Below are 24,198 nucleotides of genomic sequence, written 5' to 3' on the forward strand. Positions count from 1 at the left end.
TCAGGGCTTTGTCGGGTTTTTGTCGGGTTCTTTTTTCGTCATAAAACAGACGAAAATCTAATCTTTGGCAAAAATTTAATCATGACAAAGACAGCTTCATTGGGTCTTCTTTTTTTTACTTTGATTTTTAATAGTATTCAAGCCCAATTACCAAAAACAGATTCTCTTTATAAAATTATTATGTCAAAAGACAGTCTGCTTTTTTCCGTAGGTTATAATACCTGCAACACGGGGCAGATGGAAAGTCTGTTGAGTGACGGGTTTGAATTCTATCACGATAAAGGCGGCTTTGAAGACAGGAAGGTATTTATAACCCATTTTAAAAACGGATTATGTAAATCTCCGGAAACCTATCAGGTGAAGAGAGTCCTGCTTGAGAAAAGCAATGAGATTTATCCTATGTATAAAGACGGAAAAATATATGCAGCCATTCAGAATGCAGACCATCTGTTTTATGAAAGGGTGGGAAGTCAGCCTGAGAAACTGGTAGGAGAAGCCAGATTTACTCATCTTTGGGTGCTGGAAAATAATGAGTGGAAACTTAAGAATTCATTAAGCTTCAATCATCATCCAAAACAAATCACCGATAGTGAAACGATGTTTGATAATGACCAGTCTATGGCCAACTGGCTGACAGAAAATAGAATCCCTGCCCTTGGATTGGGAATTATTAATGAAGGAAAACTTCAGGAGGTAAAAGTTTTTGGCCAGCTTAAAAAAGGAGTTCCCGCTCCCCGTAATGCCTATTTTAATGTAGCATCTCTCACCAAGCCGGTTACCGCAATGGTAGCTTTATGCCTGGCCGGTTCAGGACTTTGGAATCTGGACGAACCTCTGGATGCTTATTGGATAGATCCGGATGTTATCAATGATCCTAGACATAATAAGCTTACAACCAGGATGATTCTGAGCCATCAGAGCGGTTTTCCAAACTGGAGATGGATGAATAATGATAAGAAGCTAAGTTTTCAGTTTGATCCCGGTACCCAATATCAATATTCCGGGGAAGGTTTTGAATACCTTCGGAAAGCTCTCGAAAAGAAGTTTGGAAAGCCGTTGGAACAACTTGCAAAAGAACTGATCTTTCAGCCTCTTAAAATGAAAGATACCAATTATATTTGGGACCAAAATACAGATGAGTCAAGATTTGTGACAGGATACAATGAAAAAGGAGAGACATACCCAATAGAAAAAATTAAAAAGGCTAATGCTGCCGATGATCTGCATACAACGATAGAAGACTATGGAAACTTTATGGTCAGCATCATGAAGGGAAAAAATCTGAAACCTGAAATATTTAGAGATATGATAAGAAAACAGGTGAAGATTAAAGAAAATAAGTATTTTGGGCTAGGTCTTGAAATCTATGATCTGGGTGGTGGCGAATATGCGTTATCCCACGGTGGTGCTGATCAGGGCACAAGATGTATTGCCATTGTACTTCCTGATTCTGGGAAAGGAATTATCATTTTTACCAATATTGATGATGGTTATAAAGTTTATGAAAAACTGGTTGTTCATTATCTGGGAGAACAGGGAAGAAAAATTGTTGATATAGAAACCAAATAAAGAATTTAGGCAGATAATATCTTAGAAAAAACCAATAAACTTTTTATTGATGAAAAGCCTGTCTTTCATTGTGAAGACAGGCTTTGTTATTTTTATTTTACCTTTTCCAAAAGATATAATTTGGCACCGGAAAATGCCAGTTTAGGCATCAGGTTGCCTTCTAAAACCATTGTTTTGTTGTTGACATCAATCACGGATATATAATTATTGGAATTGTATTCAATATAATTTTCCTTTTCCTTAGTAATAGGGTTTTTCCCAAATTCTAATGAGTATTTTACCCAGTCTTCCTTATCAGAACTGCAATGTACCGGTTTAAACTTAGATTTTTTAGCTTTAAAGATCATTTGGTCAAAACCTTCTGTACAATCCGAAGAAAATGTGCTTTCCGGATTCTGATCTTTGGTGAAATCTTCGAAAGAACCTTTATATGCACCTACTACTTTCCAGGTTCCATCTAAACGGTCTTCATCTATTTTTCCCTTTGCTTTGCTTACCGCCCAGCTAATACCATTCACAGTCCCTTTTACCGCTTTATAACCAATATTTACAGCTCCCGACACTACTTTAGTTGCAGTTCTTACCACGCATGAATTTAATACCAGAACAGCCGAAGCCAGAAATATCATTTTTTTCATATTGTCAAATTTTTTACGAAGATAAGGCTTTAAGTTTAATAAGGCAGAAGATCAATGATGGGAGCTGGAGGTTATATAAGTCGGATTATTGGTTTAGATTTTACTGTACCCAGCTCTTTACCGTTTCAAAGAAAAAGGCATACAGTTTTTTGTCAATATTATTCTGATCGTGAATCACCATATTATTTAGAGAATATTTCCAAATATTTCTCCGGCATCCACATGAAGCATAGGACGAAAGTTCCGATTAACAGCAATGATAAAATCAGTGTAGCGACTTTGAAACCGTCCAGCCTGAACTCTTTTTCCTGATTTCTGTCGGAACTGTGAAAGCCGGAGAGTCCTTGAGGATAAGGTTGATTGTCTTTTTGTGGCTGTATTCTTCCATTCGAGGAAGAGGATAGAGGAGAAAGTGACTCTACATTTCTGTTCTGATCTACAGTATTGGTAAATGCACGTTTATTTTCCTGATGTCTTTTTTTAGCTGTTTCTATCTTTCCATCGGCAGTAAGATGACGGATCACTTCTTCAATTTTTTCTGAATATTGGTCGTATTCTTTACTGATGATTTCAATTCCCTTTTTAGATTCCTTTATTTTGGTTTCATTGTCCTGATGTCGTTTTTCATTTTGTGAGATCTGTATGTTGAGGTCTTCAAGCAGTTTTGTTTTCACCTCTTTTAAATCTTCTTTTTCCTTTTTAAGATCAATGATCGCGTTTTGAAGAATTCTGCGTCTTTCTTCTTCAAGGTTATCCAGTTCCTTTTTAAAACCGTCAGCATCTACAATTTTAAAGATTCCTTTTTGTTTTACAAATTCTCCAATTTCATGACTTTGAGTAAAGTAAATAGTGTCAAAAACATTCAAAAGGTCAATAGATTTTTTAAAAAAGGTCTGCAATTGAGCGGCATTCGTCTCGCAGTAAACGACGAGATAATTACCACCGGATTGGGTAAAGTTCAGCTCATCCACTTCCCGGACATTGAATCCTATTTTATCAAAATCTTTAGGTTTTTGGATGGAAAATTGATCGGAATGATTAACTGTAATAATGCCTTCTGACAAATTATTTTTTTCAAGAATATGCTGGAAGTCATTTAATGTACTGATGATAAGCCCTTCCGAAGCAATTTTATTTACAAAAAGTAAGCTTGAACCTATAAATGTTCCGCCTCTGTCTGAGTTTTGTTCTTTTGCGAACGTGTAAACAGAGTAGGAGATGAGGTTGTATCCTGCGGAATAATCTTTTCTTATTGAGTAAATATTGCTTTGAGGAAACAGTTTGATGGCATCGGTTTTAAGATCAAATGTTCTGATTTCCTTAGCAATATTCTGATTTCCACCCAAAAAAAAGGATTGCCTGAAGCCATTCGGGTTACCAAAAGTCCCGAATGCCGAAAAAAAATAAGTACTATCCATTAATTTGTAAAGCTAAATTTGATACGTTCCCAGAATGTTCCTTCATAATCAAGATCATAACCTACAATACTTCTGTAGAGCCATTTTGCAAGTACTTCAGCCGTAGAAAGATTCAACAGGTCAATTTTTTCACTTCCGGTGGTATTCTGAATACTTCCGATGGTATAATAGCTTTTGCTTAATCCATACGTATCAATACGTTGTGAGGTCATGGGAAGATGTTCAGAAATAAAAGCATCAAGAGCTTCAGCACTTTCCACATCCATTCTTCCCGATTTGTCCCACTTGGAAATAACCAGAATAGCATTCACCGATTTTAAATTCTTACCTTTTCTTTCAAGCTCATCCAGAAATTCATTGATTAAAGAATCATCTTTATACGCAGTTTCATAACTGGTTACAATGATAAAAGTAAGCGGAATATTGGCATTCAGAAAGGTTTCTATACTGCTGTGGTAGCTTCCGCCTCTTCGGATATCGTTGTGGTTTTCCCCGGAAGTTTCCAGAAACGTAAGATCTATAGGAACCACTCTTTTAGATCGGTTATTTGGTTCAAAAACAAGATCCAGACGGGTTACCTGATCCCTCGTTGTTCTGTTGGGAAGCACACCTTGTCTGATATTTTCAAAAAAATCTGAGAGCAAAACATTAGCTTCTTTAGAGTTGGGAGTTCCCAGTTTGGGTCTCAGAACGCCAGCATACGATCTGAGATAGTAAAGCATTGAGGAGAGAATCACAGATTTTCCGGACTCTGCTGTTCCGAAGAAAAAGACAAAATTACTGTCTTTATTCCTGATGTCATTGGAAATGGTTTTGGCAATCGGGACAAAGTCTGTTTTAGTATCATTTTGAAAATCAAATGATAACGGTTTCAATGCTTCCTCTGTCTCAAAAGAAAGAGGTTTTAAATGATCTTTAGTTTCCATGGCTTAGTTGTTAGGGATGATGGTTTTACCGCTTCTTTTATTGGTGAAGACGCTTCTATTATTATTTCCATTGTAGTTTCCTGAATCTGTAACCAGTAAAATGATAATCACAATCACAAAATCAAGTAAGATACAGCCCGCCAGTACTACAAACTGGTACATTCCAAAATTTTTGATGGCATGTTCAAACGCAAAACCGATTTTTCCTACCTGTTGGGTTTTTGAAACAGCAGGTTCAAAATGTATTTTATCATTTCCAAGAACAGTCTGTGCTCTGCTTCCCAGTTTATTATAATCAGAAAGAGATTCATCAATGAGCCCCTGAGACAATCCGTCTTTATCCTTTTTAGACAAAAGAAGCAGTTCCTGAATATTTTTATTCCACTTAAAAGCTGTATTATTGATGTCCGTTTTTAGAGCCTTTTCTTCAGGCGAAAGATCAGATACAATATTGTCGATCTGTTTTCCCATTCTTTCTGCAAGATCTTCGTAGTCTTCCCCAACAGGAGTCAGTAAATCTACCTTTTGCCCCGTTAACCTTTCAATATCTTTAATCAATAATTGAGCACGGGTTCCAATTCCTTTATTACCGGGATCTTTGATCTGTTCCATCATCTGTTTTTTCTTGATCTCAATATTCTGGGTAGTCGCTTTATTATACTTATAGCTTAATTTCGATTCTACATCATTTTCAAGAGTCGTGAAATTTTTATTGATGTCACGAAGTTCATCCGTATAAATATCTGTTTTCATAAACCTGGTATAAAGGGCATTAAAATTGGCTATGAAACAGAAAGAAGCAATGAAAATGTAAATCCCCACCAGGCTTCCGGTAGGTTTACCTTCCATTTTGGCATTTCTCAGCATCCAGCATAGGAAGAGGAGCAGCAGTGATAATACCAAAGCAATGACAAATGATGCGGGGCCAAAGATCTGTTGTAATCCAAGCCAGGTTTGGTAAAAACTTACGCTGATAAGTAATAAGGCAAGAATTCCCAAAAAGAGATCTGCAGGAGTTGTTTTTTTATTCATAATGTATCTGTTGTTTTGAATGAGGTTATAAAAAACACTTTGTTTTATAATGCCCGAAACTACGAACAACAGGCTGAGGAACATTACGGGAACCCGTAAAGGACAACGCTTATGATTTGATCTGAATGGTGATTTGAAGAGTTATCTCACGTAGATTTTGGAGATAAAGAAGATTTTTAAAAGTAAATAATGTAATTTTCTGAATATAATGATCAAGTAGAAGAAAAATTAAATTGGAATTATTCGAAATCGAAATAAAGGAAAGTAGGGTTTAATTTCCCAATTCCAATTGATTTTTAACCAGGTTGTAGTATTCCTTTTTTGTATCTACCAATTGCCTGTGATTTCCATGCTCCACAATATGACCGTTTTTAAGAACAATGATCTGGTCTGCATTTTTAACGGTAGACAGGCGGTGAGCAATAATAACTACCGTTTTTCCCATAAAAAATGATTGAAGGTTGTTGTGAATAATTCTTTCATTATCAGCATCCAGAGCTGATGTAGCTTCATCAAAAAAGATATAATGCGGATTTTTGTATACAGCTCTTGCAATTAAAATACGCTGCTTCTGTCCCCCGGATATTCCATTACCGGCAGCACCAATCTTTGTACGGAGACCTAGGGGAAGTTCATCTATAAAGCTTTTGATATTCGCTACATTAATAGCATGCTGCATTCGGTTATCATCAATAACTTCATCTCCGGTAGCAATATTACGTTCGATGGTGTCAGAAAAAATGAATCCGTCCTGCATTACGGTTCCGCTGTTTTCCCTTATGCTTTTAGGAGATAGGTCGTGTACGTTTTGATCATTGTAATATATTTTTCCAGCTGTAGGATCATAGAATTTTAAGAGAAGTTTCATCAGTGTTGTTTTGCCACTGCCACTTGCACCAACGATAGCCGTTATTTTACCCTGAGGAATAAAGAGATCAATATCTTTTAGTACAAATGGTGATTTGGGGCCTTCATACTGAAAGGATACCTTATCAAAACGAATTCCGTATGGAGTTCCGTTTTCTGTAAAAACAGAATGATGAATACGCAAGTCCTCTAGTCCAATCTGCTCTTCCTGAGGATGGTTCTGAACTTCATTAAGCCTGGTAAGACTCAGTTTAGCTTCCTGTAAAGAGCGGAAAAAATTGACTAACTGATTAACAGGACTATTCATCTGTCCTATAATGTAAGAGATACTTAATAAGGTTCCCAAAGACATCGAATCAATCACCACAAAATAGGCTGCAAGAAACGTAACAAGAATATTTTTAGACTGGTTAAGAATTTCAAAACCAGACAGCTGAATTTGATTGATTTTCAGGATTCTCAAATTCGTTTTAAAGAGTTTCTGTTGTATATTTTCCCATTCTTTTCTTTTCAGTTCTTCATAATTATTTAATTTCATTTCAGAAACACCATTGATGATTTCATAAATGGTCTCTTGATTTTCTCCACGCTGATGAAATTTAAAATAATCTATAATCTCTCTCTTTTTCAGCCAGAAAAGTGACCACACTACAGAAATAGAGGTTAAAACAATATACACGAGCATTATTCTGTAATCGTAGTAACATAAGACTCCGAAGAAGACAGAAAACGTGATTAAAGAAAATAAGGTCAGAATACTTTGCGATGTTAAGAACTGTTCTATTCTTTCATGATCCTGAATACGCTGACTAAAATCTCCTAAGAGACGGGTGTCAAAAAATTTTATTGGAAGACGTAAAAGCCTTTTGAGGAAATCTGATATAATTTGGATGCTGATTTTGGTTCCAATCTTCAGCGTAATCCAGTTTCTGATAATTTCGAATATGATGTTTCCTGAAAAAAAAGCTAATTGGGCCAACAGGATGATCCCAATCAGGTTGATATTCTTTTTATTGACCCCATTATCTATAAGTTTTTGAGTAAGAATAGGGAAAATAAGTGTTGTTGAAGCTCCCAATATCAGTAAAAAGAATAGTAAAACCAATTGCTTTTTATAAGGCATGAGGTAAGAAACCAATTCTTTATAGGAAATAGGGTCCTGGGTATTCTGATTGGTGTTTTTATAAAACTTCTCCTCAGGTTCCAGAAGTAATGCGATGCCGGATTCTGCATCATCTACCCAACTTTTTTTAAATTTATCTTCATTAAAAGAGATGAACCCATGACCGGGATCAACAATTTTGTACCTTTTTTTCTTACTGAATATCCTTTTTTTTATCCCTTGTAAAACAACAAAATGATTTTGATTCCAATGGATGATACAAGGGAGTGGAAGGGCTTCCAAATCTTCAACCTGTAACTGAACGCCCATGGTTTCAAATCCTATTTCTGTAGCCGCTTCCTGCAAACCAAGCAACGAAACTCCTTCACGGGTAAGATAAGATCTGTCCCGTATATATTGGAGGCTTATATCTCGTCCGTAATGAGAGGCAATCATGGAAAGACAAGCCGGTCCGCAATCCATCTGATCATGTTGAGGAATGAATTTCATAAGCTTAGATTCCAGTTAATAATAATTCGTGAGGAAAAGGGAGCTTTTTCTGGCTGCCTTGCATCAAGGTAATTCCAATTCCGGCGATTCCCCAAAAGAAAGAATACTTTGCTGAGGGGTGAATTTGCTGATCGTCTTCATAATCAAATTGAAAACCTGCCAGTGTTTCTTTATCGGAATTCCAGTAAAAAATGATCTGGTCATACCAATACTGGGATGATTCACCATAGATTTTTTCGGAAGTTCTGTTGTAAAGATCAGCAAACATATAATAAAGACCGGAACAGCCATAAAGAATACTTGAATCCTGGGTATGACTGTGTTTTAGTTTTCGTTGTGAGCTTTCATGCAACATTTGTACAATCTCATCTTCAAATTCCTGCAGTTGGAATCTTTTTACAGCATTATATAATGCATAGAGTATCCCAAGATCTCCATAGCACATCGATAGCTGAGTTTCATTTACCGTTTCAGCGTTAGGGTATCTATAAGGGAAAAAACCGTTGGTTTGATTTCTTTTTTGCTTCATTAAAAAATAAACAGCCTTATAGATGATTTCTTTGAATCTCTGTTCTTCTGCTTCCAGAATTCCATGTTCGTAAATCTTAGTCAGGAAATTGAGAATCATCGCTGAGCCATGGGAAAGTCCCAGATAAACCTGATTGTTATAGCTTGGCGAAGGCCAATACACTTCTTCCTGATTAAGAATAACCGCATTCTTAATGATAGAAGCTGCAATTTCATTTAAAACCTTTTGGGCATAAGGATCTTTATCATGAATATACCGGTTAAGAAAATAATAACCACTGGCAAGGCTTCCACTGAAATAATCATAATCTTTCCTGGCCAGATCCTGCTTTACCGTTTCGTGCAGCGTATCATTGAGGTATTCATAGTATTCGGAAAAATCATAGTCAAGATCAAAATGATTTTGAATAAACATCAACCCTTTGCCAAAACTTGCCAGCGTTTGAGCAACAGAGTCTCCCTTGTATTTGGGAATATATTCATCATCAGTAGAAATTTTAGAAATAAGTTGAATAGATTCCTCAATCATCAGTTCTCCTTTATCCAGAAATTCTTTATTATCAAAATGTTTGTAACCGTAATAATACAATAATGCAGCTCCCATTTTTCCATATTCTATCGAAGCATCTGAAAAAATAGAGATGTTTTGATCAATCTGTGTTATAATGTTATTGATAATATTTTGAATTTCAAGCTTCTGCATTTTGCTTTCTGTGTTTTATCGAATTGTAGGTTTTAAACATGAAAAAGTAAATAACGAATTCATGCATTCTTGCTTTTGTTAAAAAAATACGGTTCATATTCATATGAACATAGTCCTGCAATAAGGTAATGTAGGAAGATCCTGATTTTGTATTTTTTATTAGAGAGGTTAGTTCTCTAATATTCTCTGACCTTGTTATAAATGGTTGAATGAAGTCTTCTATTTCACTGTAATCATGCTGACGGAGAACAGCCTCCAGGTAATCTCTGTTATCTCTGTATTTTTTATCGATTGATTTTTTAAATTTTTGTACATATTCCGGATTGGAATGATCCACATGCTCAGGAAGAAAGGTTTGATAGAGCTGTTCAAATAGATAAATTCTATCATCCAATGAAACCTGGAAATCATTCATCAGCTGGTTGAGTGAAAAAACACCTGTTTTCCATCTGATCTCTTCGTTAAGATCTTCAATTTTAAGAAAGTTCATTACCGCTAAGCTGTCATAATAAAAGAATTTCTCTGAAAGCTCTATATTTTCAGCACCATATCTTTCGATTTCTTGTTTGTAGGTGTCAATTTCAAAAGAGCTGATCATGTCATTTTCCAAAAGCACAGAAAGTCTATTATTCAGATACTGAAGGCTTTCTTCATTGATCTTCCTCTTAATACGGAAACGGACATGATATTCAGGATCTTGAAATCTTAGGAAAAACCAAGGGTGTTCAGAGTCATCCTGCTCAAAATGTTCTACATAGTCTGCAAGAACTTCTGTGATGATGGTATCTGCATATTTATGACTGGTGTAGATCTTATAGAAACTCCACTCATCACCCGGTATATATTTTCTTTTCTTCGTTTCAGTGTGATGGGAAAAATGATTGGCAGGTGAAGTTTTTTCTTCTTTTACTGTAAAAGGGAAGATAAATTCAGAAGCAAATGCTTTTCCATTTTCGTCAGGTAATTGTAAAGGTTCAAAATACTCATACAAGAAGATATCCTCCTTTGTAATATTTCTGGCTAAAATGTGGAGACAGGTTTCGTTAGTAGTGTCTAAAACCAGGACATTATCTCTCTCTTTGATGGTACAGAACTGAGGAATACATTTGTTGATGACAAGCTTTTTCAATTTTTCTGCGGTCATCTCTTTGTCCATATCAATTCGCCAGCAGGCTTCAGACAGGATAAATTCTTTGTATTCTACTCGTGGAAGGAAACTGTTTTTTTCAAGGAATCCCCAATTCCAAAGAAATCCTAAATCAATCCCACTGAATTGATAATCGCCTAAAAATTTAATAACCGGCAGCTGGTTTTCGCCATAGTTATAGGCATTAGTATATTTAGGTTTTATTTCCTTGTTTAGTCTTTTTGATCTTAGTTTTAATCTTCCGTTTTCAAAACGGATATAAATATCATTAATCAATATAACGGAGTCATCATTATTTTTACTCTCCGAAGCATAAGGAAGTTCATAGGTATGAAAGTTGGGACGTTGTAAAACATTACCCAGCCTATCTTCTCTATGATGAAGGAGTTCTACATAAATGCAGTCTTCGGAATCTTTTTCCGAAATTGTTTTTAAGTTCTCTGCCAATTCCGGATCATGATAGGCAAATCTTGATAATATAATATTAGCCAATGGAGTAGGAATAGGAGAGACGGTAAGGAATTTAAAATTTCCACTATCAACATCCTGCTGAGATTTGCATATAAATGAACCAAAAATATGGTTGTTATAGCCAAAATAAAGAGGGGGATCCTGTTTTTTGCCTACTGCTTTTACATCCTGTTCTGTTAGGATGATAGGCGTGAAGTTTTCAGGGGAAAAACAGTGAATATATTTATCAAGAACCAATCTGACAATAGGGGGTACGCTTTCATGGTTCTCAGGACTTTCAAAAGTAAAATAAAGCTCATCCAGTAATGGGGTCTCTTCAAGATTGCCACTTATGTGATAATCATATCCTACACCAAAGTCGGGGTCAAGAGCTTTAACCAATGGAACCTCCATTGATTCGAACTTCCTGATAAACCTTTTGGTGAAGTTTGTTAACCTGTGATGAGGTTTACTTTTAACCAACGGAATTAGTTCTTCAGTTCTTTTGGATAATAAAGAAATTACCTTTTGGTTTATGGACTGTTCTCTTAGAGGGATAATAGAATCAATTTGAACAATTTGCCTGTTTTCTTCAATAATATCAGCAAATTCCTCAGCCTTGTTTTCAATTTCTTCTACGATACGGTCTGATGTAAAGACATCGTATGTTTTGTTCTGTATTTTTGCAATGGATTGCAATGAATCCGTTTTATACCCATACTGTGAAAGATATTTTTGGAGTTCTGATAATGGATCTTCCAGACTTGTCATATAAGGTGGAAGTTTATCCACTAATATTTTACTTTCTATCAGGGAGTTGATGTACTCTATAATTTCTTGGTCATCAATACCTGATATCTGTTTTGAAATAAGATTTTTTATTTCGGAAATCGTAGTTCCGTTTTGAGCCTGATCAATAATAGAACTCAATATAGGATTGATGGAAACTTCAGCTATTTCATAATCGTACCGTTTACTCCAGCTGATGTATCTCCAGTTATCCCCACTGGTATAAAGGGTGTTATTTAAAAAGTAAGGGATTTTTTCGTTATCCTCTGCAATGATAAGATCTTTTAATTTTCTGAGAAAAAGGACATCGGTTCGTACTTTTAAAGTATAATCATTACTTTTTAATAGAATATTTGTTTCTCCTTGGTGTGTTTTTCCTGAATTAAAACCTGCAAATAGCCCATAAGGTGTACATCGGGTACACATTCTGGAATAATATTTGTATAAACTTTGAAGAATACGGTCTGAAGGATCAAATGCTGTTTTCTCGTCATTCAGCCAGTCCAAAGCGGTATAATAAAAAGTTCTACTAGCAAGATATACGGCATTAAGGAAGATTGTTTCCCCAAAATATCTTTTAACCGCATGAATATCTTTTGCCATCATGGCATCATTCAGGTGCTGCATGTTGGCAAATGAAAGGGTCGAAATTCTGACCACAAAAAAATTTGTAGGAATAAGGAAGTTTGGTTTCAAATTTTTATATTATAAATGAGACTTCTTACGATAAAAGATAAGATCAAGATGCTATAAATTGCCAATAAATATGTTGGATTTTTAGCTTAGAAAATAGAAGAAACCCTCCCAATTTCTTCAATTGGGAAGGTTTCAGGAATTTATAAGTTAGTTGTTGCTCCAGTTGTTGATGTAGTGGTGCAATTGTTAGTCACTGAAGTAGTAGTACAGTCACCATCTCTTACTGGTGCAATTACTTTGTTACCTCCTTTTACAGTGCTTAGTTGTCTTTCGTTTAGTTTAGCAATTGTTTTTTTGTTTAATTGCAGTTGGCTGAATTTGTTGTTCATGATATTAAAATTTTATAATTTTTAGTCTCTACTCTTTTAAAGGATTTTCGAGTTCCTCCTGCACGCGCGTGTGTATTTTTGCTTTAGTTAGCTCTTGATTTTTCTTCGAATCTTATATTTTTTCCGGCCCCTTTTACTTTTCTATTTCCAAAAGAATAATTGACACTCAGGTTAAGTCTTCTTTGGTCAAAGTAGTTGTAAAACTCATTGCGATAACCTGCATTGTAAGAATATCCCTCACTTGTTAATGTTCTGAACACATCACTTACTACTGCGCTGACATTAAGTCTTTTATCCAGAAATGATGCTTTAATTCCCGGAGAGAAATTCATCTGAGTTTTGATCTTTATATTAGAATATACATAAGGCAGATCATGCCAGAAATTCACTAATAAGGACCAGGTCTTTGCTTTATTAAGGCTTATTGTATTATATATGGTATATGAAAATGAAGACAATTTAATTTTTTCAGCTTCAGGGATGATCGGTCTTGTGGACGCATAAGTTCCGGTTGCGCTTAGCGATGTTTCCCATATATTAAAGAAAGTATCATTATATGTTAATTGTAAACCTACTTTATTTTCATTATATGCATTTTCAAAAACGTTGGTATAAATACCATCTACAAGACGGGCTATATTTGATAATCCGTTTTTATTATACTGAGTATATAGCGTTGCACTGAACTTACTTTTAAGCGTATAGGTTAGCTCAACATTATCATTATATGAAGGAGACAGGGTAGGGGTCCCGGTAAAATACATATAAGGATTGGTATACCATCTGAAAGGGTTAAGCGTTTGAAAACTTGGCCTTTCTATTCTTTTGGAATAGCTAAGGGAAAATACATGATCATCACTTGGTTTATATCGTACATAAGCGGTAGGGAATAATCTTCCATATTTACCTTCTGTTACATACCCTTGTACTCCCGGATTGGTCCCGTTAAATTGAGTATACTCATACCTTAAACCTGCCTTTGCAGACCATTTTTCACTGAAATCTTTCTGATAGCTTACATAAGCTGCATAATTATGTTCTTTATAATGAAAACGATTACTATTCGCTGGATTTATAATATAATCCGGACCTATAAGATTGTAATATTCAACATTGGATTTATTATCAAATGATGTATATTTTACCCCTGTTTCAATATTTCCCCATTGGTAAGGAAGGGTAAGATCTGCCTGTCCCGAATAAATGCTATAATCCATAGCGCTGCTATTCCGAATGGTAGTTTCCTGTGCTGAAAAATTATTTAATGTATTAAAATCATTTACTTTATCAGGTGCATTGCTGAGGTAATTGGCTGTTATGCTCAATTTTTTTCCTAAAGTATCTAATTTAAGATCATAGTACGCATTTAAAGTATGGGTAGGTGTTTTCCAAACTTGCTTTTGTACTGTGCTTAAAGTAGAGTCAATAATCCCTAGTTGTTCATACCTGCTGGCTCCATCCGCATTCATGGTGCTACGCTGCCTGTTAAAATCGTAAATGATTCCTACATTTTGTTTCGCATTAATCTTATAATCTAAGCTATAGTTAAAGCCCAATATTTTTACTTCATCTTTTCTTACTTCATTAGTATAGATCCCATTGTCAGATCCTATAAGACTTCTCGTACCTTTAGGTCTTGTTGAGTTATTATACTGGCGAAGCTTCAGAGATGAACTGATTTTCTTTGACTGATAATTTAATGTCAACCCTGATCCAAACCCATAATAACTGGTTTTCTGATAAGAAGCACTGGCATTTCCGCTCCAGCCCAGATTCGGATTTTTCTTCAAGATGATATTGATCATTCCGCTATTCCCCTGAGCTTCATATTTTGAAGGTGGAGTGGTAATGACTTCAATTTTAGAGATATCATCTGATCTCAGAGATTGTAGATAACCTGCTAACTCATTCTGTGAAAGATTAATCAACCGGTCATTGATCATCACTACTACATTTCCTTTTCCTACGATAGAAATACTTTCATTCTGAAGTCTGATAAGCGGTGTATTTCGTAAAGCATCTAGTCCTGTCATCCCTTGAGAAGCAATAGAATTTTCTACGTTATATACTAAACGATCCACTTTTCGTTCAATAAGTTTTTTTGACGATTTGATATTGACCGCCTCAATTTTTATAGATTGATCTTCTGCAATTTGCATCTGACCTAAATCTATATTGGATTGGAGGCTAATTTTCTTTTCAAAATATTTTTTACCTTGATATTCAGTAATAAGAATATAATCACCTTTTTCACTTTTAAGAGAAAAATTACCATTACTGTCTGTTAATCCGTTTACTACTAATGTTTTATCAGTCTTTTGTAACTTGATTTGAACAAATTGAAGCGACTGCTTATGAGAGTCTGTAATTTTACCTGTAACAGAGAATTCCTGAGCAAATACAACTCCACTACTTAAAAGTGTAAATACAGTTAAAGGAGTAGTAAATTTACTTAGTATCATGTTATTAGGTCAGTTTTATATGGTTATTATTCCTTCCAAAGGAAATAAAATTTTATTAACTGACCAAATCTTAAAGTGAATAAAAAAATATTTTTAATTTTTCTGAAAAATATTTTATTGTAAATTTTTGATTTTCAATATATTATGGGTTACATAATTTTAAAAAAATTGCTTTTTATTGAATTTGTATTAAAAAAACGTAATTATTTCTCTATTTTGTGATATTATGTTAAATGAATGGATTCTAATTTTGTAAATTATTTCTTAATTGAGGTTATTGTATGAAAAATTGATGAAAAAGAACCTGTGGTTTTTAGATAGTTTGTAAATCAATTTTAGGGATAAAAAGAATATCTATTTATCAAAGCTTAAAAATATCGTGTGGTGAATCTATTAAAAATGATTGAGGCTCTCTTTGTAGATATGAGAAAATCTGTTGTTAGAAATTATTCATATTTTTTAAAAAAGCTTAACTCCTATTAAACCTTTATTTTTCTTAATAGGTTATGATCCTTCTGTTTTTAGGCGTAAAGAATTTTAAGTTTTGGTTGCTCTATTTTTAAAGTATCAAAGACTGGAATCCATTTCATTGATTCTTTGCAAGCTGATGTATAATTTAGCCACGAATGCACCAATTTTTTATTCATTCGTGCATCCGTGGCCAAAAAAATCTTTTAAGATTCCGTGATATTTCTAAAATACAGGAGAATATCTATCTGAATTTGTAGATAAATAATTTATTTATGTTCAGTCTTTAACTTATTAATCAATGGATTGGCATACATGGCCAGGAAATATTCTTTAGAAACAGGATCAGATGGGTCAATTCGCATTTCCAATCTTCGGATAAACAATTGTTTTTCCTGTTCTGTATACTGTGAAGCATAGGTATCCGTATTGTTTTTCAGATCGTAGGCGATATATTTCGTGGGCCAAAGTTTATAATTTTGAATGATGGAATCATCAATCAATTGTGCAATGGCCTGCAATTGTTTGTTTTTATTTTCAATGGTAGCTGCAATGCCATCCAGTTCTGTATCAATAACATCACCGGCATGCAGATGAATTCGTTTCTTTTGACCTAAAATTCCGCTGAGTATGGTGTTGAAGTCTTCGTTTTTCCCTTTAATGTATTCTTCCTCTCTGTGTTGTGCCAATAATTGAGGCATTTTTAAGGAATCTGTAGGATCATATTCATAGGAAATAGAGATAGGAACAATTTTTAATGTTTTAAAATATTCTATCAGTGATTGATCCCCGGCTGCCATGGCCAGCATTTTTAAAACCCCTTGCTGAGTAGCATCATTCCCATCTTTTGCACGACCTTCACGCTGCGCAATCCAAACAGAACGGTTTTCCTGAAGCAGTTGTTCTTTAATATATTCAGACATCACCTGTGAACTGGTAAGCTGGTCACGAAGTGACAACCCTCTTTGAACTAAAAAGTTGCGGTTCAGTTTAGCCAATACATTCAAAAAGTTTCTTTTCACCAGATTATCCCCAATGGCTGAAGCCGTCATAATGTGGCCGCTTTCCAACAAAACAAGGTTAAGCAGGGAAGTATCCAATACAATATCCCTGTGATTCGAAATGTAAAGATAAGAGGTATTTTTATCAAGTTTATCGAAACCTGAAGTAGTTAATCCTTCAGAGCTTTTGGCAAGAATCTGACGAACAGCATACGCAACAAACTGATGTTGAAAATCACTTATAGAATGGACATCTTTAAACTGTTCCAGCCAAACCTGCTCATCCTCACCGGGAAAAGTAAAGTTCATCAGGGCTTTCATCATCGGATCACGGGCTATGCTTTGTAATCTTTCATTCACTTCCTGATCATGAAAATACCGGATTTCATCAAACTTCGACATGTTATGGTAAAAATTAAAACTTTTTGCAAAAGAACGAAAATTTATCTGGGGATAGGGTATAAAGGTTGTTAAAGTATTATGAATGGCGTAGGAATTGGGGAAATCACCACTATTTACTGGAAACCATAATATAACCGTAATTTTTATTGATATTTTAGGTGCTTTTATATTTTTAGATCATTTTTTCTTATATAATAACCACTAAATTTAAAATATCAAATATATGATTAACGAGGCTTTTAATTTATTATTCAAAATTGTTGACAAATTTTTTGAACCTAAATCCAGTTTAAAAAAAACGGAAGAATTGGAAAAATTATTTACCATTATCAGAGAAAACCATCTGGAAAATCAAAAAGAAATTGCTGAAGAGAAACTTTTTGAGTTACAGACTGGTATAAAGACTAACCTCGCCTTTGCTCAAAAACTGAAGGCTTTTAAAGAATACGTAGGGGGAAAATATGACTGGAGTGTCTACCGGAAAATCTTTTTGTATTTACAGGAAAATGAACAGGGGAAAATTATCGTAAACATTACGAAATATCAGGAATATACTGCAAATGCACTAATGTATTTTACTCTTTTTATTTTTGGCGGTGGGTTTATAACCATTCTATTGATAGAATCATTTATTCCAAAGAATATCTATCATATTATTATTTTCCTATATATCGTGGTTTCTCTATTTTTCTTATTTCTTATTTATCTTATAAGCAATGATTACCTGGCTATGCAAGTAAAAAAACAAGTAAAAAAAATTGAAGCGAATAGGGAAAGTCAGAATGACCAAATATAAAACAGAAAGTAGTCTCCATCTAGATTCAAATAAAACCAGCTGAAAAAATCTCTTTCAGCTGGTTTTTATGTTAAAATACAAATCAGAACATTTGATTATTCTGTGGTCTGATCGGTTGTCACATATTCTACTTCCAGTTCCTTTGAAAATGAGCTGTCATCTGCTAAGCGGTTTCTAATTTCTTCTATAAACAAACCTATTTCTTGAGGACTTATTATGGATGAATAATCAAACTCAAATTTCTTTATCCATATTTTGTCAGCATCTTCATGAATGTCAGTATCTTCATAGGGTAAATGGGAATTAAGGTCCTTTTTAAGGCCTATATAAAGCATTTTCTCACTATCAAAATAAAAACTTATGTTATAGTTTTCAGTGTGCTTATTGATTTCAAGGCTTTCACCCCAAAAATAGGCAGAATCGCCGCATCGGTGATTATTGAGGGTATTAATTCCAAAAGTCTGGATCAATTCTTCAATAAGTTCATTACGGTAATTATCGATCATTACTTTACTGTACCAAGCACTTGGTCTGATAGCGAAGAAGTGGGCCCATAACCATTTGATTTTATTTACTCCATCTTTCTGCATCCATATGTGAAATGCATTATCCTGATAAAGATGAGCGTGGGCGATTCTAAGCCTTTCATCTGCAGTATCAATACGGGACTGCCCTTTGATAGCTTTAAGAATATGATCCTGTATAGAATCTTCGTCAAGCGGGAGTAATTGTCTTATGGCACCTATAACCTCATTATTTCTGCGGAGATAAGTTTTCCAGTTCAGTACTGTGCTGGAAAAATTGAATGATTGTAGCTTTTCCCAATCTGTAAAGGATGCCAGAATATAGCGCATGATACTATTGTCTTCATTTTCAATTAATTGGTTAGGACTGGTTTCTGAAAATAAATATTTAAACTTCTCAAATTTATCATGAAGTATTTCAGGAGAACTTGTTTCGTTCAAAAGCACAGAAATATTACCCTGCAGCATACCAAAGCTTTCCGCGTTGAATAGAGCTTCCTTCCATTTTTTATTATCTGACAGAAGCAACGCTTTCTGTTTTTCTTCTTTAAGTTGAATACTGTGAATATTTTTATGATCATCTAACCAGGTATCCAATAAGCCGCTGGTGAGGCTTCCTAGTATATCAGAAGAGAATTCTGCAATCCTACGGATAAACTGAATTGCTGTTTTATTGGCTCCTATACTTCTAATATCAGGATCTGTTATGAGATTCCATACTATTCTGATCCAGTCTTTAAACCGTGAAAGATCGAAAGTATTATTGTTTTCTGCATAGGCGTTTACAGCATCAAACAGCATTCTGTCCTCCATCGTAAACCTGTTATTCTCATCTCCTTTGAAAATATCCCATTTATAATCAGTATTCCATAGAGGCTGTAGGTGATCAAATATTTCAAAACCATGATCTGAATAAAAATCCAGAAGTTTTTCCAGCTTTAATACAAATTCTTTTGAAATCAGTGGTCTGTAAAAATCAAAACTGGTAAAATACAGTTCTTTTTCTCTTGAGAGAAGTGATGTATATGTTTCATCAGTCAGAAGATCTCCTGCTGTACCTTTATAATTTACAATATATTCATTAATCAGAATACGATGGATGAATCTGAAAAAATATGGGTCTACAGTTTTTTTAGAGATTCGATTGGTTTTTGCCTGTTTCCAGAAAAAGCGGGACCATTGGTTATCAAATTTTAAGGCAATGCTGTCAAAGTGAGGGAGTATGAGATTGCCATTTTCTACCTCTTTGTCAAAATGACTACAGTTCTTGATCCATCCTATGAGATCAGCTTTCAGATTCTCAAAGGAAGATAGTAATTTTCCTCTTGCATTCAGCTTTATATATAAATCATCCGTAAGTTTAAACTGATCCATAGGAAGAACGTAGAATACAATTTTATCAAGGTTGAGATAAAGAGCACCTTTTTCCTGAAGTTTGTTATAGAAAGTATGAATCGTTTCAAGGGTATTGAGTACCGCATCAATGGTAGGATCCAGACGGTACTGGTCACTGAACCAATAGGCATTTTTTATGTCTTCTTTTGGATTGCCCTTCAGACAAAATCCTGAGAGCTTTTCAAAGAATCTTCTTGATGTATCTCTGGTTTCATAGGAAAACTTTGTAAACATTTCTTCATAATCTGAGCCCGGGTCACATTCTTTTTTAATAATATACCAATGTAGAAGAAACAGAGTGGTAAGCCTTTGCTGGCCATCCAGGGGAAGAAACACTGTTCCGTTGTTCCGGTCTACAGATCCGTATATAAAATCTAATTTCAGTTCTTCTCCAGACTCAAGATGCTGAAGCAGTTTGGCAATAAAACCTTCTCTCAGATCCGTATTGGACTCTCTGCCCTGAGCATAGTCTCTCTGTATCAAAGGGATCTTTAATGATGAAAGAATATTTCCGCTTTCGTCACTATGGTTCCTTTGAGAATCATAACTGATCGTTTCATAGCAGTAATCCTCCTCGTTTTCTATTACGGAAGTAATAGGAGCTGTTAAGAAGTCTTTTAAATTATACGTTCTCATCTTGCATAAATTTATTTAAACAGCTTTCCAGTTCTTTTGTGTATTCATTTACATCTGAGGCAGTCCATCTGGAATATTTCTGTGGGTATTTGGAATAGTATTTCAGGAATATATTTTTAGAAGTAACGGGAATATAGGTTCCTGCCTGATCTTCCTCAATAATCCGTCTTCTTTTTGTTTTGTAAAAAGAATTACCGTAGCTTCTGTTGATGGTACTGTTTAAAGCGGTCAGGTTACCAATACAGTTTTTATCAGGCAGCTGATCTCCTTCTCCGGACAGTTTTTTGTCAAGTTCTTCCAATACCTCCTCCAGAATCACATCCAGTTTAGGTAAGTTTGTAAGAATGTTTGTTTCAACCCAATGTTGTGAAAATTTTCCTTCTGCAAAGGCCTCCGGATGTAGTTCCTGTATTTTGTAATAAAGTTCAGTTTCATAATCAAGATAAAGATCTCTCAGATATTCTGCTTTTTCTTTATTATCCATTTCTGAAGGCTCTCTTTCTGTTTTAGAGTCTATATGCTCTATATCATAGTTGTTGTCTTTATTCAGTTTAAAAGGAAGCCGGTAGGTTTCTTCTCCGTCTCCTGAAAGAGATATTTTTATGCAGGTTTCTACATTGAAGAGGAAAAACAGATTCCTGAGTTTCTGAAGATTTTTTTGTTCGTAGATTAGTGTAATCTTCTTCTTATTATTAAACCAGGAGGCTGAATCGGTTTTAATTTTTCCGATCAGATAGTCTGTAAGATCACTCTTGCTTTTGAAATACTCATCATCATCTTCGGAAAGCTTCATGATATCAAACACAATATCATTTGTTTCCCTGGGCCTTTCATAGTTCTGCAGGTATCCAATATAATGATAGTGCTCAGGATGATTATACCACTGTTCAATCTGTTCATAAACCAACACTATTTCATCCCATATAGGTTGCAGATTATTTCCTGCTTTGCTAATCCTTTCCTGAAAAAACCTGAATACAGCACTTTTGTCTGTACCGAATTTTTTATCAAATTCAATCTGTAGGTTTTTGTTTTTCAGTTTCTCTTTTCTGAACAGAAGATCAAACAGATATTCTATTCTGGAAGTATAATTCTTCTTTGGGTTCAGGAATCCCCACAGATAAGGATCCTGTAGTTGATTTTCTATCATCTGCCATTCTTTGGCTATAGAAAATATTAGCGATGGGCTTACATCAGTATTATTTTTAAGCAGAAGCGCTTTGATGAGTTCTGCATTTGATAAAGGAATTTTACCTACATTAAATCTTCTGAATACTTCTATACTGTTTTCTTTTTCTCCCACTTCATACCAGATAACCCGTACATTATTGATCTTATAGGAGGTCAGTAACTTTAAAAAAGGAATATGCAGATGAGTTTTCCCTTCAAACCATTTTACAATAGTATCATACACTATTTTCATATGATAGAAGTCTATATCATCTTCAAGCTCCTTTTGTTTTTCATCATCCATCATATAGTTGTTGAAAGAGGCCAGTATTTTTTTGCTTTCGGGCCTTACCTCATAAGCAATGGTGGGAAGCTTAAGCCTCACCTCACCGGATAATGCGTGGAGTAGATAATGAAGCACAATAACAATAGTGGTGATCCTCTGCTGTCCGTCTATGACTTCATAAACAGGTTCTTGAGAAAAATCTATTTTCATTTTTTCAGATGGTGGCATCTTTCGTACAACAACAGGCTGAAGGCAATAGAATTCATCCTCGTGCTTATTTTCTTGTTCTATAAAACCGTTAAAATCATTAAGAAGGTCATTTGCCTGATCTTCATCCCAACGATAACCTCTTTGGTAAGACCTGATAAAAAACTGTTTCTGCAGAAGGCTGGCAATGGGTTCCAGCTTTACACCTGTATTCATTTTAAAAAATTTGAATGTTGTTTATTGGTTAGAGGAGTGTGATTTTTTGTCATTGTACTCCTGTATTTTGTATGTATCAGTGATTATACGGTTCACTGGTTTAGCAATAGGTATATGCCAAATCATCGTCCAACCTATTTGAATTTGTATCATGACTAAGTTTTTCTCAATGATAGTGAAAATTTCCAGTTCTATTCTTACGGGAATCCATAAATTTCAGGGAGATCTGTCATAAACATTGAGTAGAAGTAGCTCCAGATCCTGCCAAAGTCCCACCAGTCACTCAGCCAGGTCCCTGTAATGGCTTCCAAACTGTCTCCACGTCTTTCATGAAGTGTCAATACCCCCTTACCTAAGGGGGTATCTCGGGTTGCATAACCGGCTATCGGGACTTGCGAAAGGGCTGTAGACTCTTGTACAAATCCGTAGAGGGACTTATGGATGGGTTAAAGGGGGTATCTCATGAAAAAAGCACGTGAAAACGTGCTTTGTAATGTAACTGTTATTTTAATATTATCCTTGCAGATTATCGTTATTAGTGGCTGGTGGAGGAGGAGTTTGGGATTGTTGTGGTGTTATAAAAAACTGTTTCATATCCTCATAGACAACATTGGTTCCCGGAACATTTTCTTCAGATAAAAAATCTAAGATTTCTGTAAAAACTGATTGCATTGTGGTAGTTGTCATGATCTAATAATACTTTGGTATCAGATAACTGCTCTGTGAGGGAATCTAGTAGCTGTAACTGTTGTTCTATCTGTTCTCTGGCGATATAATCCCTGTCGAATTCTGCTTTGTCCAAAAATACCGGAACATGTTGTGCGTACTGTTCCATATAGCTTTTGGCTTTATTTACAAAAAGCCTATTCTGCTCTGCAATTCTCCCGTACTGTTGTCTCTGGTCTGGGGTTCATCTGAAATAAGCCATATTTATAAATTTAACTATTAAATAAATTTAAAAACCTTCTAGCAAGTCCAAACCTGTTGTTAGAAGTTTCGATCTCATTATTGTTTTCATCTTCTTGCCCCATATGATAAATTTTAAGATAATTTAGAAACTCCTTTTTAATTTGTTTGTTAATATCTCTCATATTTTTATAAGAAGATACATTTACTACCTCTAATAAATAGTTTTTTAATTGCTCTCCTATTTCAATTTGAAATTCTGAATGTACTTTTTTACTTATATTTTCGGCTCTAAATTCTACATATTTTTCCTTGCTTTCGTTACTCAATAATGTAAAAATACATTTATAGTCAAAACGAGATCGTAACTCAGGTGAAATTCTATTTTTGAAATCATCTTTTGAAATATTTGAAGTAAAAACAATAATAAAACCATTTAAATCTATTTCTTTACCCATAGAACTTGTCATCTTACCGCTTTCCAAAACTTCTAAAAAATAATTAAAAAGAGCGGAATTTGATTTTTCAAATTCATCGATTAACAGAAGTCCAATATCAGTTTCTCTAACTTTCATAAATATTTCTCCATCTTCACTGCCAATATATCCTCTTGCAGAACCAATTAGTGAACTTAGTGAAAATTCATTACTATAATTCCCGAAATTAATTTTAGCAAATTTCTTTTCTCCATTCAAGCAATTGAAAATATTTCGTGCAACTTCTGTTTTACCAACACCAGATTCACCCATTAAAAAGAATGATAAAATTTTATGTTCACCTAGTTTATTAAAAATTCTAAATGTTCTTATTTGTTCCTCGAAATCATCTTTAAATTTTGCATGACCATATAATTTTAATCTAAAATTTTCAAAAAATTCAAATAATTCTGGATCAGTTAAGTTATGTGAACCGTTCATGCCTTTCAGTTCTGAAAAACTATTGAACATGTTCAATGTTGAAAAGAAAAGCTGGAGTGATGTTGAAACTCAGTCTGTTCTAATTGAAGCAGGCCACAAAATCAACGA

17 protein-coding genes are annotated in these 24,198 nt (G+C 34.6%); 2 read left to right on the forward strand and 15 right to left on the reverse strand.

Features of this window, described 5'->3' with window-relative positions:
• The first annotated feature begins 81 nt into the window (after nt 1-81).
• Nucleotides 82-1,569: a serine hydrolase domain-containing protein gene (locus tag NBX25_RS23305; protein WP_250255656.1), complete on the forward strand. Its 1,488-nt coding sequence runs from the start codon at nt 82-84 to the stop codon at nt 1,567-1,569.
• A 92-nt stretch (nt 1,570-1,661) separates the two neighbouring features.
• On the opposite strand, the gene NBX25_RS23310 is transcribed toward NBX25_RS23305, so the two are convergent.
• The 10 genes from NBX25_RS23310 to NBX25_RS23355 all read right to left on the reverse strand — a co-directional run bounded on the left by NBX25_RS23310 (nt 1,662) and on the right by NBX25_RS23355 (nt 17,037).
• A complete protein-coding gene (locus NBX25_RS23310; protein ID WP_250255658.1) occupies nt 1,662-2,207 on the reverse strand; it encodes a hypothetical protein in 546 nt (181 codons plus the stop codon).
• A gap of 182 nt (nt 2,208-2,389) precedes the next feature.
• Nucleotides 2,390-3,625 (reverse strand): hypothetical protein, encoded by a 1,236-nt coding sequence (locus NBX25_RS23315; RefSeq protein ID WP_250255660.1) that lies wholly within the window; start codon nt 3,623-3,625, stop codon nt 2,390-2,392.
• Entirely contained in the window at nt 3,625-4,551 is a 927-nt protein-coding gene (locus tag NBX25_RS23320; RefSeq protein WP_123910788.1) for a hypothetical protein, read from the reverse strand. Before NBX25_RS23320 ends, NBX25_RS23315 begins: the two co-directional genes overlap by 1 nt.
• Before the next feature lie 3 nt (nt 4,552-4,554).
• A complete protein-coding gene (locus NBX25_RS23325) occupies nt 4,555-5,583 on the reverse strand; it encodes a hypothetical protein (protein WP_123910789.1) in 1,029 nt (342 codons plus the stop codon).
• Nucleotides 5,584-5,854: 271 nt separating this feature from the next.
• Nucleotides 5,855-8,062 carry a peptidase domain-containing ABC transporter gene (locus NBX25_RS23330; RefSeq protein ID WP_123910790.1) on the reverse strand — a complete coding sequence of 736 codons (2,208 nt, stop codon included), beginning with the start codon at nt 8,060-8,062 and terminating at the stop codon, nt 5,855-5,857.
• Nucleotides 8,063-8,066: 4 nt separating this feature from the next.
• On the reverse strand, nt 8,067-9,293 hold the full coding sequence (locus NBX25_RS23335) for a lanthionine synthetase LanC family protein (protein ID WP_250255661.1): 1,227 nt from the start codon (nt 9,291-9,293) through the stop codon (nt 8,067-8,069).
• Nucleotides 9,280-12,375, reverse strand: a complete 3,096-nt coding sequence (locus tag NBX25_RS23340) for a lantibiotic dehydratase (RefSeq protein ID WP_250255662.1) — start codon at nt 12,373-12,375, stop codon at nt 9,280-9,282. Before NBX25_RS23340 ends, NBX25_RS23335 begins: the two co-directional genes overlap by 14 nt.
• Nucleotides 12,376-12,515: 140 nt before the next feature.
• Complete coding sequence (locus NBX25_RS23345; protein WP_123910793.1) at nt 12,516-12,704, reverse strand: class I lanthipeptide; 189 nt, start codon at nt 12,702-12,704, stop codon at nt 12,516-12,518.
• Nucleotides 12,705-12,787: 83 nt separating this feature from the next.
• Nucleotides 12,788-15,166, reverse strand: coding sequence for a TonB-dependent receptor domain-containing protein (locus NBX25_RS23350; RefSeq protein WP_250255663.1), 2,379 nt, complete (start codon nt 15,164-15,166; stop codon nt 12,788-12,790).
• Between the two features lie 737 nt (nt 15,167-15,903).
• The gene (locus NBX25_RS23355; RefSeq protein WP_123856921.1) at nt 15,904-17,037 is read right to left on the reverse strand and encodes a 1-acyl-sn-glycerol-3-phosphate acyltransferase; all 1,134 of its coding nucleotides are present in this window, start codon (nt 17,035-17,037) and stop codon (nt 15,904-15,906) included.
• Between the two features lie 307 nt (nt 17,038-17,344).
• Here NBX25_RS23355 and NBX25_RS23360 point away from each other — a divergent pair, with 307 nt between their 5' ends.
• A complete protein-coding gene (locus NBX25_RS23360) occupies nt 17,345-17,833 on the forward strand; it encodes a hypothetical protein (protein ID WP_123856919.1) in 489 nt (162 codons plus the stop codon).
• 95 nt (nt 17,834-17,928) lie between these two features.
• On the opposite strand, the gene NBX25_RS23365 is transcribed toward NBX25_RS23360, so the two are convergent.
• The 5 genes from NBX25_RS23365 to NBX25_RS23385 all read right to left on the reverse strand — a co-directional run bounded on the left by NBX25_RS23365 (nt 17,929) and on the right by NBX25_RS23385 (nt 24,090).
• Nucleotides 17,929-20,388 (reverse strand): DUF262 domain-containing protein, encoded by a 2,460-nt coding sequence (locus NBX25_RS23365; RefSeq protein WP_250255664.1) that lies wholly within the window; start codon nt 20,386-20,388, stop codon nt 17,929-17,931.
• A complete protein-coding gene (locus NBX25_RS23370; protein ID WP_250255665.1) occupies nt 20,375-22,267 on the reverse strand; it encodes a DUF262 domain-containing protein in 1,893 nt (630 codons plus the stop codon). Before NBX25_RS23370 ends, NBX25_RS23365 begins: the two co-directional genes overlap by 14 nt.
• A 197-nt stretch (nt 22,268-22,464) precedes the next feature.
• Complete coding sequence (locus NBX25_RS23375; RefSeq protein WP_250255666.1) at nt 22,465-22,608, reverse strand: hypothetical protein; 144 nt, start codon at nt 22,606-22,608, stop codon at nt 22,465-22,467.
• 290 nt (nt 22,609-22,898) lie between these two features.
• Nucleotides 22,899-23,102, reverse strand: coding sequence for a hypothetical protein (locus NBX25_RS23380; protein ID WP_250255667.1), 204 nt, complete (start codon nt 23,100-23,102; stop codon nt 22,899-22,901).
• Nucleotides 23,103-23,205: 103 nt separating this feature from the next.
• A complete protein-coding gene (locus tag NBX25_RS23385; RefSeq protein ID WP_250255668.1) occupies nt 23,206-24,090 on the reverse strand; it encodes an AAA family ATPase in 885 nt (294 codons plus the stop codon).
• Between the last annotated feature and the right edge of the window lie 108 nt (nt 24,091-24,198).

This window comes from Chryseobacterium sp. Marseille-Q3244 (assembly GCF_940807095.1).
In the GTDB taxonomy this organism is placed as follows: Bacteria; Bacteroidota; Bacteroidia; order Flavobacteriales; family Weeksellaceae; genus Chryseobacterium.

Excerpts from the sequence above, each read along its gene's own strand:
- NBX25_RS23385 (WP_250255668.1), bottom strand. The coding sequence starts at position 24,090 with ATGAACGGTTCACATAACTTAACTGATCCAGAATTATTTGAATTTTTT.
- NBX25_RS23335 (WP_250255661.1), bottom strand. The coding sequence starts at position 9,293 with ATGCAGAAGCTTGAAATTCAAAATATTATCAATAACATTATAACACAG.
- NBX25_RS23370 (WP_250255665.1), bottom strand. The coding sequence starts at position 22,267 with ATGAATACAGGTGTAAAGCTGGAACCCATTGCCAGCCTTCTGCAGAAA.
- NBX25_RS23325 (WP_123910789.1), bottom strand. The coding sequence starts at position 5,583 with ATGAATAAAAAAACAACTCCTGCAGATCTCTTTTTGGGAATTCTTGCC.
- NBX25_RS23315 (WP_250255660.1), bottom strand. The coding sequence starts at position 3,625 with ATGGATAGTACTTATTTTTTTTCGGCATTCGGGACTTTTGGTAACCCG.
- NBX25_RS23330 (WP_123910790.1), bottom strand. The coding sequence starts at position 8,062 with ATGAAATTCATTCCTCAACATGATCAGATGGATTGCGGACCGGCTTGT.
- NBX25_RS23310 (WP_250255658.1), bottom strand. The coding sequence starts at position 2,207 with ATGAAAAAAATGATATTTCTGGCTTCGGCTGTTCTGGTATTAAATTCA.
- NBX25_RS23365 (WP_250255664.1), bottom strand. The coding sequence starts at position 20,388 with ATGAGAACGTATAATTTAAAAGACTTCTTAACAGCTCCTATTACTTCC.
- NBX25_RS23350 (WP_250255663.1), bottom strand. The coding sequence starts at position 15,166 with ATGATACTAAGTAAATTTACTACTCCTTTAACTGTATTTACACTTTTA.
- NBX25_RS23345 (WP_123910793.1), bottom strand. The coding sequence starts at position 12,704 with ATGAACAACAAATTCAGCCAACTGCAATTAAACAAAAAAACAATTGCT.
- NBX25_RS23355 (WP_123856921.1), bottom strand. The coding sequence starts at position 17,037 with ATGTCGAAGTTTGATGAAATCCGGTATTTTCATGATCAGGAAGTGAAT.
- NBX25_RS23305 (WP_250255656.1), top strand. The coding sequence starts at position 82 with ATGACAAAGACAGCTTCATTGGGTCTTCTTTTTTTTACTTTGATTTTT.
- NBX25_RS23320 (WP_123910788.1), bottom strand. The coding sequence starts at position 4,551 with ATGGAAACTAAAGATCATTTAAAACCTCTTTCTTTTGAGACAGAGGAA.
- NBX25_RS23380 (WP_250255667.1), bottom strand. The coding sequence starts at position 23,102 with ATGGAACAGTACGCACAACATGTTCCGGTATTTTTGGACAAAGCAGAA.